The sequence below is a fragment of the Aquabacterium sp. genome (genome assembly GCF_021768455.1).
In the GTDB taxonomy this organism is placed as follows: Bacteria; Pseudomonadota; Gammaproteobacteria; order Burkholderiales; family Burkholderiaceae_C; genus Aquabacterium.
The window spans coordinates 19,102-31,401 of the sequence record NZ_JAIZVX010000029.1 but is presented as its reverse complement, the minus strand read 5'-3'; the positions used below and the strand labels follow the sequence as shown (position 1 = coordinate 31,401).

At 62.0% G+C, this 12,300-nt stretch carries 19 protein-coding genes and 1 tRNA gene; all 20 read left to right on the top strand.

Annotation, left to right across the window (positions count from 1 at the left end):
* A partial coding sequence (locus QZ994_RS06160; protein ID WP_290869707.1) for a lipase secretion chaperone occupies positions 1 to 734 on the top strand: 734 nt, incomplete at its 5' end.
* A 69-nt stretch (positions 735 to 803) separates the two neighbouring features.
* Complete coding sequence (tldD, locus tag QZ994_RS06155) at positions 804 to 2,264, top strand: metalloprotease TldD (protein WP_290869705.1); 1,461 nt, start codon at positions 804 to 806, stop codon at positions 2,262 to 2,264.
* Positions 2,265 to 2,591: 327 nt separating this feature from the next.
* Positions 2,592 to 2,960 carry a 50S ribosomal protein L14 gene (gene rplN / locus QZ994_RS06150; protein WP_088286487.1) on the top strand — a complete coding sequence of 123 codons (369 nt, stop codon included), beginning with the start codon at positions 2,592 to 2,594 and terminating at the stop codon, positions 2,958 to 2,960.
* A 28-nt stretch (positions 2,961 to 2,988) separates the two neighbouring features.
* Positions 2,989 to 3,306, top strand: a complete 318-nt coding sequence (rplX, locus tag QZ994_RS06145) for a 50S ribosomal protein L24 (protein WP_290869702.1) — start codon at positions 2,989 to 2,991, stop codon at positions 3,304 to 3,306.
* Between the two features lie 8 nt (positions 3,307 to 3,314).
* Entirely contained in the window at positions 3,315 to 3,866 is a 552-nt protein-coding gene (gene rplE, locus QZ994_RS06140) for a 50S ribosomal protein L5 (RefSeq protein WP_290869699.1), read from the top strand.
* 7 nt (positions 3,867 to 3,873) lie between these two features.
* Positions 3,874 to 4,179: a 30S ribosomal protein S14 gene (rpsN, locus tag QZ994_RS06135; RefSeq protein ID WP_290869697.1), complete on the top strand. Its 306-nt coding sequence runs from the start codon at positions 3,874 to 3,876 to the stop codon at positions 4,177 to 4,179.
* 30 nt (positions 4,180 to 4,209) lie between these two features.
* Positions 4,210 to 4,605 carry a 30S ribosomal protein S8 gene (gene rpsH / locus QZ994_RS06130; protein WP_290869694.1) on the top strand — a complete coding sequence of 132 codons (396 nt, stop codon included), beginning with the start codon at positions 4,210 to 4,212 and terminating at the stop codon, positions 4,603 to 4,605.
* 16 nt (positions 4,606 to 4,621) lie between these two features.
* Positions 4,622 to 5,155 (top strand): 50S ribosomal protein L6, encoded by a 534-nt coding sequence (gene rplF / locus QZ994_RS06125; RefSeq protein WP_290869691.1) that lies wholly within the window; start codon positions 4,622 to 4,624, stop codon positions 5,153 to 5,155.
* A gap of 14 nt (positions 5,156 to 5,169) precedes the next feature.
* The gene (gene rplR / locus QZ994_RS06120) at positions 5,170 to 5,532 is read left to right on the top strand and encodes a 50S ribosomal protein L18 (RefSeq protein WP_290869689.1); all 363 of its coding nucleotides are present in this window, start codon (positions 5,170 to 5,172) and stop codon (positions 5,530 to 5,532) included.
* A 27-nt stretch (positions 5,533 to 5,559) separates the two neighbouring features.
* Complete coding sequence (rpsE, locus tag QZ994_RS06115; RefSeq protein ID WP_290869685.1) at positions 5,560 to 6,078, top strand: 30S ribosomal protein S5; 519 nt, start codon at positions 5,560 to 5,562, stop codon at positions 6,076 to 6,078.
* A gap of 16 nt (positions 6,079 to 6,094) precedes the next feature.
* On the top strand, positions 6,095 to 6,277 hold the full coding sequence (gene rpmD / locus QZ994_RS06110; RefSeq protein ID WP_290869682.1) for a 50S ribosomal protein L30: 183 nt from the start codon (positions 6,095 to 6,097) through the stop codon (positions 6,275 to 6,277).
* A 24-nt stretch (positions 6,278 to 6,301) separates the two neighbouring features.
* Positions 6,302 to 6,736, top strand: coding sequence for a 50S ribosomal protein L15 (gene rplO, locus QZ994_RS06105; protein WP_290869679.1), 435 nt, complete (start codon positions 6,302 to 6,304; stop codon positions 6,734 to 6,736).
* A 44-nt stretch (positions 6,737 to 6,780) separates the two neighbouring features.
* On the top strand, positions 6,781 to 8,091 hold the full coding sequence (secY, locus tag QZ994_RS06100; protein WP_290869677.1) for a preprotein translocase subunit SecY: 1,311 nt from the start codon (positions 6,781 to 6,783) through the stop codon (positions 8,089 to 8,091).
* Between the two features lie 316 nt (positions 8,092 to 8,407).
* The gene (rpmJ, locus tag QZ994_RS06095; protein WP_035036301.1) at positions 8,408 to 8,521 is read left to right on the top strand and encodes a 50S ribosomal protein L36; all 114 of its coding nucleotides are present in this window, start codon (positions 8,408 to 8,410) and stop codon (positions 8,519 to 8,521) included.
* A gap of 41 nt (positions 8,522 to 8,562) precedes the next feature.
* Positions 8,563 to 8,925 carry a 30S ribosomal protein S13 gene (gene rpsM, locus QZ994_RS06090; RefSeq protein WP_290869675.1) on the top strand — a complete coding sequence of 121 codons (363 nt, stop codon included), beginning with the start codon at positions 8,563 to 8,565 and terminating at the stop codon, positions 8,923 to 8,925.
* A gap of 35 nt (positions 8,926 to 8,960) precedes the next feature.
* A complete protein-coding gene (gene rpsK, locus QZ994_RS06085; protein WP_035036296.1) occupies positions 8,961 to 9,365 on the top strand; it encodes a 30S ribosomal protein S11 in 405 nt (134 codons plus the stop codon).
* A gap of 342 nt (positions 9,366 to 9,707) precedes the next feature.
* A complete protein-coding gene (gene rpsD, locus QZ994_RS06080) occupies positions 9,708 to 10,331 on the top strand; it encodes a 30S ribosomal protein S4 (RefSeq protein ID WP_290869673.1) in 624 nt (207 codons plus the stop codon).
* A 142-nt stretch (positions 10,332 to 10,473) separates the two neighbouring features.
* Complete coding sequence (rpoA, locus tag QZ994_RS06075; RefSeq protein ID WP_290869671.1) at positions 10,474 to 11,460, top strand: DNA-directed RNA polymerase subunit alpha; 987 nt, start codon at positions 10,474 to 10,476, stop codon at positions 11,458 to 11,460.
* A gap of 130 nt (positions 11,461 to 11,590) precedes the next feature.
* Positions 11,591 to 11,983, top strand: a complete 393-nt coding sequence (gene rplQ, locus QZ994_RS06070; RefSeq protein ID WP_290869669.1) for a 50S ribosomal protein L17 — start codon at positions 11,591 to 11,593, stop codon at positions 11,981 to 11,983.
* A 122-nt stretch (positions 11,984 to 12,105) separates the two neighbouring features.
* Positions 12,106 to 12,182: transfer RNA gene (locus QZ994_RS06065), tRNA-Met, on the top strand.
* Positions 12,183 to 12,300 lie beyond the last annotated feature (118 nt).

The following is a 12,300-nucleotide window of genomic DNA, read 5'->3' as shown; positions in this document are numbered from 1 at the left end:
GGCCCAGGATGAAGTATTCGAAGCGCTGGCGCAGGGCGGCACAGGGCTTGAGCCGACCGGCGGGCGACTGGTGCGTGGCCGCCGGTCGGCTCAAGCCCTGTGCCGCCCTGCGCCAGCGCTTCGAATACTTCATCCTGGGCCTGGGTGAGGTCACCATCGAAGACATCCGTGGCCTTGTGGCCGACGAAGCCGCTCGCGTGCACGGCAAGGACCTGAGCGCCGAGATCATGGCCATCTGGGACAAATACTGGTCCCTGCGCACCCACGACTGGCGCAACCGCTTCGATCAGAACGACCGCAGCACCTGGCTGGCCGTCTTCGACGAACAGCGCCAGGTTCGCCGGCAGATCCTGGGGGGCGACTGGGCTCAGGCCTTCTTTGCCGACGACGAGGCCCACTTCAAGGCCTACCACGCCCAGCTCGAATCCGGCGCGCCGCCTTCGCCCGACCCTGGCGAGCCCGTACCCCAGATGGCCCCCGGCAAGGACCCCGCCGCCGTGCACGCCGAGCGCGTCGCCCGCTACGGCGAGGCCGCGGCCCAGCGCCTGGCCAAGGCCGATGAGGAATGGGCCGATTGGGAGCGCCGCCTGGCCGCCGCCCGGCTCGAATGGCAGCGCCTCCAGGACAGCCCTCAGCTCTCCGCAACCCAGCGCCAGCAGGACATGGCCGCCTATGTCGGCGCCCACTTCAAGCCCGACGAACACCTCCGGGTGCAGGCCCTGCTCAAACTCTGAGCCCGCCGCAGCACAGGGGATACGTCCACCCCCTGTGCTGCGCCTTCACCTCGTGCCTACAATGGGTCCATGATCGCAGTCGACGCCACCATCGCCCGCCTCCAGACCGCCCGCGAGTTGCTGCTCGCCCCCTACGGACTGGACGAATCCACCCTGCTCAAGGCCCTCAAGGTCATCACCGAGCACCGCGTCGACGACGCCGACCTCTACTTCCAGTACACCCGCTCCGAAGGCTGGAGCCTGGAAGAAGGCATCGTCAAATCCGGCAGTTTCGGCATCGACCAGGGTGTTGGCGTGCGGGCCATCCACGGTGAAAAGACCGCCTTCGCCTACTCCGACGACATCTCCGAAGCCGCCCTGCTCGATGCCGCCCGCACCGTCCGCACCATCGCGGCCGCCGGCCAGAGCCGCCGTGTCAAGGTGGGGGCCCACACCATCGCGCCCAGCCGCAGCCTCTATGGCGCCTTCGATCCCATCGCCTCGCTCGACAGCGCGGCCAAGGTCGCCCTGCTGGAAGACGTCGAAAAGCGCGCCCGCGCCAAGGACCCCCGCATCGTGCAGGTCATGGCCGGTCTCGGCTGCGAATACGACGTTGTCCTGATCGCCCGCGCCGATGGCACCCTGGCCGCCGACGTCCGCCCGCTGATCCGTCTCTCCCTCACCGTGATCGCCGAACAGGCCGGTCGCCGCGAGGTCGGCTCCTCTGGCGGTGGTGGTCGCCACGACCTGAGCTATTTCACCCAGGCCGTCACCCAGCAGTACGTCGACCAGGCCGTGCACGCCGCCCTGGTCAACCTCGAGGCCCGTCCGGCCCCTGCGGGCGAAATGACCGTCGTCCTGGGCAACGGCTGGCCCGGCATCCTGCTGCATGAAGCAGTCGGCCACGGCCTGGAAGGCGATTTCAACCGCAAGGGCTCCAGCGTCTTCTCCGGCCGCATCGGGCAGCGCGTCGCAGCCAAGGGTGTCACCGTCCTCGACGACGGCACCCTCCCGGACCGCCGCGGCTCGCTCAACATCGACGATGAAGGCCAGGCCACCCAGCGCACCGTCCTGATCGAAGACGGCATCCTGCGCGGCTACATGCAGGACGCGACCAACGCCCGCCTCATGAAGACGGCGCCCACAGGCAACGGCCGCCGCGAAAGCTACGCCCACCTGCCCATGCCCCGCATGACCAACACCTACATGCTGGCCGGCGACAAAGACCCTCAGGAAATCGTCGCCTCCATCGACCGGGGCCTTTACGCCGTCAACTTCGGCGGCGGCCAGGTCGACATCACATCCGGCAAGTTCGTCTTCTCGGCTTCCGAAGCCTACTGGGTCGAAAACGGCAAGATCCAGTACCCGGTCAAGGGCGCGACCCTGATCGGCAACGGCCCGGACGCCATGACCCGCGTCAGCCTGATCGGCAGCGACCTGGCCCTCGACAGCGGCGTCGGCACCTGCGGCAAGGAGGGGCAGTCCGTCCCCGTGGGCGTGGGGCAACCCACCCTGCGCATCGACGGCCTCACCGTGGGTGGCACCGCCTGAGCGGCCATTGAAACTGGCCTGACCCCGGCCACCTCCGGGGTCTGACGGCAGAAGGCGGTCGCCTTGGCGCCCCTGCCTGAAATCATTTGCACGAAAGGCTTGACCCGCTCAAGCTTCCTGCTGCATAATTCAAGGCTTCGCTGTTCGAGCGGCTTGCTTTGACCTGCATATCCTCACTCAGTCCCGGTTGACGCCGGTTGGGTGCTGCGGCAGGTGTCTCGAAGTCAGGTCGCTTGTTCAGATCCGCCCGTTCTACGGGCCCAAGACTGACCGTTCGTTGTTGCGTGAGTTGTTTGCGCAGCCGATCGGGCCAAGTTGGGGTACACCATGATCCAAATGCAATCGCGACTCGACGTCGCTGACAACACGGGTGCTAAGAGCGTCATGTGCATCAAGGTGCTCGGTGGCTCAAAGCGTCGTTACGCCGGTATTGGCGACATCATCAAGGTCAGCATCAAAGAAGCTGCGCCTCGTGGTCGCGTCAAAAAGGGCGAAGTCTACAGCGCTGTGGTCGTCCGCACTGCCAAGGGCGTCCGTCGTCAAGACGGCTCGCTCGTGAAGTTCGACGGCAATGCCGCCGTGCTGCTCAACGCCAAGCTGGAGCCGATCGGCACCCGCATCTTCGGCCCGGTCACGCGTGAACTGCGTACCGAGCGCTTCATGAAGATCGTCTCGCTGGCTCCCGAGGTTCTTTGAACTCGGTGCAACGCAAAGGACAGCTCTAATGAACAAGCTCAAGACAGGCGACCAGGTCATCGTTCTGACCGGTCGCGACAAAGGCAAGCGTGGCACCGTCACGGCTCGCGTGGACGATTCCCATCTGCTGGTTGAAGGCGTGAACGTTGCCAAGAAGCACGTCAAGCCGAACCCCATGAAGGGCACCACCGGCGGCATCGTTGACAAGACCATGCCCATCCATCAGTCCAACGTGGCGATCTTCAACCCTGCCTCTGGCAAGGCTGACCGCGTCGGTATCAAGCTCCTGGCAGACGGCAAGAAAGTGCGCGTCTACAAGTCCAGCGGCGAAGAACTCAAGGCTTGAGGTCCAACATGGCTCAACAACAAGCTCGCCTGCAGCAGATCTACCGCGAAAAGATCGTGCCCGAACTGATGGCCAAGTTTGGCTACAAGTCGATCATGGAAGTGCCGCGCCTGACCAAGATCACCCTGAACATGGGTGTCTCGGAAGCCGTGTCGGACAAGAAGGTCATGGAGCACGCTGTCTCCGACCTGACCAAGATCGCCGGCCAAAAGCCCGTGGTCACCATGTCGAAGAAGGCCATCGCCGGTTTCAAGATCCGCGAAAACATGCCCATCGGCACCATGGTCACCCTGCGTGGCGTGACGATGTACGAATTCCTGGACCGCTTCGTGACCGTCTCGCTGCCCCGCGTGCGTGACTTCCGTGGTATCTCCGGTCGTTCGTTCGACGGCCGTGGCAACTACAACGTGGGCGTCAAGGAACAGATCATCTTCCCGGAAATCGAGTACGAGAAGATCGACGCTGTCCGTGGTCTGAACATCAGCATCACGACGACCGCCAAGACCGACGACGAAGCCAAGGCTCTGCTGCAGGCTTTCAAGTTCCCCTTCAAGAACTGAGGCAATCATGGCAAAAATGTCCCTGATTCAGCGCGAAGAAAAGCGCGAAAAGCTGGTCGCCAAGTACGCCAAGAAGTTTGCGGAACTGAAGGCCATCATCGACGACAGCAAGAAGTCCGATGAAGAGCGTTACCTCGCTCGTCTCGAGCTGCAAAAGCTGCCCCGCAATGCCAACCCGACCCGTCTGCGCGCACGTTGCAGTCTGACTGGTCGCCCTCGCGGCACTTTCCGTCAATTCGGTCTGGGTCGCAGCAAGATCCGTGAATTGGCTTTCGCTGGCGACATCCCCGGTGTCACCAAGGCGAGCTGGTAATCCCAGCAGGGCACGAACAGGAGTTATCCCATGAGCATGAGTGATCCCATCGCCGACATGCTGACACGCATTCGCAACGCTCAAATGGTCGCCAAGACCACCGTTGCACTGCCGTCGTCTAAGCTGAAAGTCGCGATCGCCCAGGTCCTGAAGGACGAAGGCTACATCGACGGATTCGCCGTCACCGGTGAGGCTGCCAAGCCCACGCTGGAGATCGCGTTGAAGTATTACGCTGGTCGCCCCGTGATCGAGCGCATCGAACGCGTTTCGCGTCCTGGTCTGCGCATCTACAAGGGTCGTCACGACATCCCTCAGGTCCAGAACGGCCTGGGTGTTGCCATCGTCACCACCCCCCAGGGTGTGATGACCGACCGCAAGGCACGCGCTGCCGGCATCGGCGGCGAAGTCATCGCCTACGTCGCCTAACCGAGGAGCAATCGCAATGTCCCGCGTAGGAAAAATGCCGATCGCCGTCCCTCAAGGTGTGGACGTGCAGATCAATGCTGATGCCGTGACCGTCAAGGGCACGCTCGGCACCTTGAGCCTCCCCAAGAACGAACTGGTCACCGTTTCGAACGAAGCCGGCGTCCTGAAGGTGGCTCCCGTGAACGAAACCGCAGCGGCCAACGCCATGTCGGGCACCTTCCGTGCTCTGCTGGCCAACACCGTCAACGGCGTCAGCAAGGGCTTCGAAAAGAAGCTGACCCTGGTGGGCGTGGGCTTCCGTGCCCAGGCTGCCGGTCAGAAGCTGAACCTGCAAATCGGTTTCTCGCATCCCGTCGTCAAAGACATGCCCGCAGGCATCAAGGTCGAGACCCCGTCTCAGACCGAGATCCTGATCAAGGGCACGGACCGTCAAGTGGTTGGTCAGATCGCCGCCGAAGTGCGCGCCTTCCGTCCGCCCGAGCCTTACAAGGGCAAGGGTATCCGCTACGCTGACGAGCGCGTGGTCTTGAAAGAGACCAAGAAGAAGTAAGGAGCTGATTCATCATGGCAACAAGCAAGAAGGAACAGCGCCTGCGCCGCGCCCGTCAGACCCGCGCACGCATCGCCCTGCAAGGCGCGGTCCGTCTCACGGTCTATCGCACCAACCTGCACATCTACGCCAGCGTGATTTCTGGCGACGGCAGCAAGGTCCTGGCTTCGGCCTCGACCGCCGAGAAGGAAGTGCGCGACCAGCTCGAAAAGGCTGGTGGCAACGTGGCAGCTGCCACGCTGGTTGGCAAGCGCATCGCCGACAAGGCCAAGGCTGCTGGCGTCGAGAAGGTCGCTTTCGACCGCGCTGGTTTCCAGTACCACGGTCGTATCAAGGCCCTGGCTGAAGCCGCGCGTGAAGCCGGCCTCCAGTTCTAAGCCGTCGGCAACCGGAAGGAAATTCAAATGGCTAAGTTTCAACCCAAGGTAGCAGACGAAGGTCGTGACGACGGTCTGCGCGAAAAGATGATCCAGGTGAACCGCGTGACCAAAGTGGTCAAGGGCGGTCGGATCATGGGTTTCGCAGCACTGACCGTGGTCGGCGACGGCGATGGCCGTGTCGGCATGGGCAAGGGCAAGGCGCGTGAAGTGCCGCTGGCCGTTCAAAAGGCCATGGACCAAGCTCGCCGCAACATGGTGAAGGTCTCGCTGAAGAACGGTTCCGTGCACCACAACGTGCGTGGTGAGCATGGCGCTGCCAAGGTGCTGCTGGCTCCCGCTCCTGCTGGTACCGGCATCATCGCCGGCGGCCCGATGCGCGCTGTCTTCGAAGTGATGGGCATCACCGACATCGTGGCCAAGAGCCTCGGTTCGAGCAACCCGTACAACATGGTTCGCGCCACGTTCGACGCACTGAACAAGTCGACGACCCCGGCCGAAGTCGCTGCCAAGCGCGGTCTGTCTGTTGAAGACATCTTCAACTGAACACCGGAGAGCTGACATGAGCGAAAAGAAAACTGTCACCGTCAAGCTGGTTCGCAGCCCCATCGGCACCAAGGCCGATCACCGCGCCACCGTGCGTGGTCTGGGTCTGCGCCGTCTGAACAGCACTTCGGTGCTGGAAGACACGCCTGCTGTGCGCGGCATGATCAACAAGATCAGCTACCTGGTCGTGGTGCTGTAAATCACCACCGCTTTGGGGAATACCATGGAACTCAATAGCATCAAGCCCGCCTCGGGCGCCAAGCATGCCAAGCGCCGTGTCGGCCGCGGCATCGGCTCCGGCCTGGGCAAGACCGCTGGCCGCGGTCACAAGGGTCAGAAGTCGCGTTCGGGCGGCTACCACAAGGTCGGTTTCGAAGGCGGTCAAATGCCTTTGCAACGCCGCCTGCCCAAGCGCGGTTTCAAGTCGCATCAGCTGAAGTACAACGCCGAAGTCACCCTGGGTGAACTGCAAGCGCTGGGCGCAGCCGAAGTCGACGTGCTGGCCCTGAAGGCTGCCGGTCTGATCCCTCAGATCGCCAAGGTCGTCAAGGTCATCAAGTCGGGCGAACTGTCTGCCAAGGTTGTGCTCAAGGGCATCGGCGCCACCGCCGGCGCCAAGGCCGCCATCGAAGCAGCTGGTGGTTCGCTGGCTGAATAAGCCTTTGACACCCAGCACGAACCAGAACTGAACGGATTTTCAGCGTGGCCACTTCTCCCTCTCAACTAGCTCAAAGCGGCAAGTTTGGCGACCTTCAGCGTCGCCTGACTTTCCTGCTGTTGGCGCTGGTCGTCTACCGCATTGGTGCGCACGTTCCCGTGCCCGGTATCGACCCTGCCCAGCTGCAGCAGTTGTTCAAGGGGCAGCAGGGCGGCATCCTGAGTCTGTTCAACATGTTCTCGGGCGGCGCGCTGTCGCGTTTTACCGTGTTCGCGCTGGGCATCATGCCTTACATCTCGGCGTCCATCATCATGCAGATGATGGGCTACGTGATCCCTCAACTTGAGCAGCTCAAGAAAGAGGGTGAGGCCGGTCGTCGCAAGACGAGCCAGTACACACGTTATGCCGCACTCGGCCTCGCGCTGTTCCAGTCCTTCGGCATTGCCGTGGCGCTCGAGGGCACTGCCGGTCTGGTGATCAACCCAGGTTTCGGCTTCCGCATGACCACCGTGATCAGCCTTTCGGCCGGCACGATGTTCCTGATGTGGTTGGGTGAGCAGATCACCGAGCGCGGCCTGGGTAACGGCATCTCGATCCTGATTTTTGGCGGCATCGCCGCTGGTTTGCCCGGCGCCATGGGTGGCCTCTTTGAATTGATCCGCACTGGTGCCATGAGCATCCCTGCTGCGATCTTCATCGTCGCCCTGGTGGTCCTGGTCACTTATTTCGTGGTCTTCGTTGAGCGTGGTCAGCGCAAGATCCTGGTCAATTACGCCAAGCGGCAGGTCGGCAACCGTGTGTACGGTGGCCAGTCTTCGCACCTGCCGTTGAAGATCAACATGGCTGGCGTGATCCCTCCGATCTTTGCCTCGTCGATCATTCTGCTGCCGACGACGGCCGTGGGTTGGTTCGCAACCGGTGACTCCATGCGCTGGCTGAAGGATTTCGCCGGCCTGTTGTCTCCCGGTCAGCCGATCTACGTGATCCTGTATACCGTTGCCATCATCTTCTTCTGTTTCTTCTACACGGCGCTGGTGTTCAACAGCCGCGAGACCGCAGACAACCTGAAGAAGAGTGGTGCATTCATTCCTGGTATCCGCCCTGGTGACCAGACTGCTCGTTACATCGACAAGATCCTCGCGCGTCTGACCCTGGCTGGTGCCGGCTACATCACTGCGGTGTGCCTGCTGCCCGAGTTCCTCGTGCTCAAGTACAACGTGCCTTTCTACTTCGGCGGGACTTCGCTGCTCATCATCGTGGTCGTGACCATGGACTTCTGGGCTCAGGTCCAGTCGTATGTGATGTCGCAGCAGTATGACTCGCTGCTGAAGAAGGCGAATTTCAAGTCGAACTGACCTGGCCGCCTTGGCGGTCGCCACATGATGGGCTGGTGTGAAGCGACACCGGTTTGTTGCAGGCGGGGGCCTGGAAACCCCCACCGGTGTGGTGTTCTGGTGCAGTTTGCGCGCGGTCGTGTGGGCTGCGGTCACATTTCTGGCACAATGCAGGCCCTTCAGCCTCTTGTTCACGCCAGGGGCTGTTGATCGTGACGCATGCGCTGCATGGTTGAGTCGTGCTCGCGTCGTGTTCCGGGCGAAGTGAGCTGGAGTTTGGTGACCCCGGAAACGTGGGCGAATTTCCGCTGAGGAATCGGCGGTTCAGGAGAAGACCATGAAAGTCTCGGCATCCGTCAAGAAGATGTGCCGTAATTGCAAAATCATCCGCCGCAAGGGCGTGGTTCGTGTGATCTGCACCGACCCGCGTCACAAGCAGCGTCAAGGCTGATCGCCTGACCTGGCGACGACACACTGGTTCAGAGGACAGTTATGGCACGTATTGCTGGCATCAACATTCCGCCGCACAAGCACACCGAAATCGGTCTGACTTCGATCTACGGCATTGGTCGCACCACCGCGCAGAAGATCTGCACGGCTGCAGGCATCGCTTTCAACAAGAAAGTGAAGGACCTGGACGACACCGACCTGGAAAAGATTCGGGAAGAAGTGGGCAAGCTCACCATCGAGGGTGACCTGCGCCGCGAGCTCTCGATGAACATCAAGCGACTGATGGACCTGGGCTGCTACCGCGGCTTCCGTCACCGTCGTGGCCTGCCGATGCGCGGTCAGCGCACCCGCACCAACGCCCGCACCCGCAAGGGTCCGCGCAAGGCCATCGCTGGTAAGAAGTGATCAGGCCCATTGACTGAGTTCAAGAGAGATTAATCATGGCAAAAGCACCCGCGAACAGCGCTGCCCGTCGTGTGAGCAAGAAGGTCCGCAAGAACATTGCTGACGGCATCGCCCACGTGCACGCTTCGTTCAACAACACCATCATCACCATCACCGATCGCCAGGGCAACGCGTTGTCGTGGGCTTCGAGCGGTGGTCAGGGTTTCAAGGGCTCGCGCAAGTCCACGCCCTTCGCTGCCCAGGTGGCTGCTGAAGTGGCTGGCCGTGCTGCTCAAGAACAAGGCATCAAGAACCTCGACGTCGAGATCAAGGGCCCCGGCCCTGGTCGTGAGTCGTCGGTGCGCGCCCTGGCTTCGCTGGGCATCCGCATCAACTCGATCTCCGACGTGACGCCCGTGCCGCACAACGGCTGCCGTCCTCAGAAGCGTCGTCGCATCTGATTGGCAACGAGCAGGTCGGGCCAGGTGCCTGACCGGTTCACACCAGACCTCGCAAGGGCCTTAGGGCTCCTGCGAGGTTTGTGCGTGGTGAAATCCTGACGGCGAATGTTCGCCGCTCTTGCATTGCATCACCAAGGCTTGCTATCATCGCAAGTTCCGCGCGGGAGACTGCGCCTTTTGCCGTTGCTGAAAGCTTTCTGAGCTTTTGAGTCTCCGCGCGCAAGAGGTGTGGTGCTTTCGCTTGAAGCCCACCGTCTGCGCGATCAACGATATCCGCCAGACTCGCGTCGGTCAACCGCTTGAAGGCGGGACTGGCGTCAGACACAGACAAGGACACGAAAAGTGGCACGTTACCTCGGACCCAAGGCCAAGCTGGCCCGCCGCGAAGGCACCGACCTTTTCCTGAAGAGCGCTCGCCGCCCGATCAGCGACAAGGCCAAGTTCGACACCAAGCCCGGTCAGCACGGTCGCACCTCCGGTTCGCGCACCTCCGACTTCGGCCTGCAACTGCGCGAAAAGCAGAAGGTCAAGCGCATGTACGGCGTGCTGGAGAAGCAATTCCGCCGCTACTTCGCCGAAGCCGAGCGTCGCAAGGGCAACACCGGTGCCAACCTGCTGGTGCTGCTGGAATCGCGCCTGGACAACGTGGTGTACCGCATGGGTTACGCCTCCACCCGCGCTGAAGCCCGTCAGCTGGTCGGCCACAAGGGTGTGGTCGTGAACGGCCAGGTCGTGAACATCCCGTCGTACCTGGTGAAGTCGGGTGACGTGGTTGCCGTGCGTGAAAAGGCCAAGAAGCAAGTTCGCGTGCTGGAAGCCTTCAAGCTGGCCGAATCCATCGGTCTGCCCGGCTGGGTTCAGGTTGACGGCGCCAAGCTGGAAGGCGTCTTCAAGAAGACCCCTGACCGTGACGAGTTCGGCTCCGACATCAACGAATCGCTGATCGTCGAACTGTATTCGCGTTGATGAACGCTGAGGCTGCGCCTTGCGACCTGCGGGTCGTGCGGTGCGGCCTCGTGCCTTTTTAATTCAGGGCCGGAGCATGTGCTTCGGTTGGTCCAGCAGCCTTATCGGTGTAACGAGCCGAGGGTATTGACAGGAAGACCTCATGCAAACAAATCTGCTGAAACCCAAAGCCATCCAGGTGGAACCGCTGGGCGGTCACCGTGCCAAGGTCACGCTCGAACCGTTCGAGCGCGGCTATGGTCACACCCTCGGCAACGCGCTGCGTCGCGTGCTGCTGTCGTCGATGGTCGGTTTCGCACCCACGGAAGTCACCATCGCTGGTGTGCTCCACGAGTACTCCGCCATCGATGGCGTGCAGGAAGACGTGGTCCACATCATGCTGAACCTCAAGGGCGTGGTGTTCCGTCTGCACAACCGTGACGAAGTCACGCTGGTGCTGCGCAAGGATGGCGAAGGTCCGGTCACGGCTGCCGACATCCAGACCCCCCATGACGTCGAGATCGTCAACCCGGGTCACGTGATTGCCCACCTGTCGCAAGGCGGCAAGCTGGACATGCAGATCAAGGTCGAAAAGGGCCGTGGTTATGTCGCCGGCAACGTGCGCCGTTACGGTGAAGAGTCGAGCAAGGCCATCGGCCGCATCGTGCTGGACGCATCGTTCTCGCCGGTTCGCCGTGTGAGCTACACGGTCGAGAGCGCCCGTGTGGAACAGCGCACCGACCTGGACAAGCTGGTCATGGAGATCGAAACCAACGGCGCGATTTCGCCTGAGGAAGCGATCCGTGCTTCGGCCAAGATCCTGGTGGAACAGCTGGCCGTGTTCGCTCAGCTGGAAGGCAGCGAAATCGGCAATGTGTTCGAAGCCGCCAAGCCCAACACGAACTTCGATCCGATCCTGCTGCGCCCTGTGGACGAGCTGGAACTGACCGTGCGTTCGGCGAACTGCCTGAAGGCCGAAAACATCTATTACATCGGCGACCTGATCCAGCGTACCGAAACCGAGCTGCTGAAGACCCCGAACCTGGGTCGCAAGTCGCTCAACGAGATCAAGGAAGTCCTGGCTTCCCGTGGTCTGGCTCTGGGCTCGCGCCTGGAAGCCTGGCCTCCCCAAGGCCTGGATAAGCGCTGACCTTTGGCCACCGCTGGATGACAGCGGTGCGCTGAGCAAGTTTTGAAGAAGATGGATGGCCAGGTGGTCATCCGGTGCACCCGGCGGTACCTTGAACCGGCCGTCGGTAAACATAGAAAGGACTAGCACCATGCGTCACGGACACGGACTCCGTAAACTGAACCGCACTTCGTCGCACCGTCTGGCGATGCTGCGCAACATGGCCAACTCGCTGATCGAGCACGAAGCCATCAAGACCACTGTGCCCAAGGCCAAGGAACTGCGCCGCGTGGTGGAGCCCCTGATCACCCTGGCCAAGGTCCCGACCGTCGCCAACCGTCGCCTGGCTTTCGACCGCCTGCGCAACCGCGACAACGTGGTCAAGCTGTTCGACGTGCTGGGCCCGCTGTTCGCCAAGCGTCCTGGCGGCTACACCCGCATCCTGAAGATGGGCTTCCGCGTGGGCGACAACGCTCCGATGGCCTATGTGGAGCTGGTTGAGCGCAGCACCGACGCTGCTGCCGTGGAAGTGACCGGCGAATAAGCCTGTCGCAGCCCCTGGCTGACGCAAGACCCGCACGGCGCGAGCCCTGCGGGTTTTCTTTTGCCGATTTGGGGCGAAAGCTGGCGCTGGCTTGGTAAACGTGCCATAATCTATTTCTCTGTCGCGGGGTGGAGCAGTCTGGTAGCTCGTTGGGCTCATAACCCAAAGGTCGTAGGTTCAAATCCTGCCCCCGCAACCAAAACAAGAAGGCCAAAGCCGGTCATGCCGGTTTCAAGCCAAAAGAAAAAGCCACCTGGTGCGAGCCCGGTGGCTTTTTTCTTGGCGTTGCCGCAGTGGGTGATCGCTGTTTTCGATGG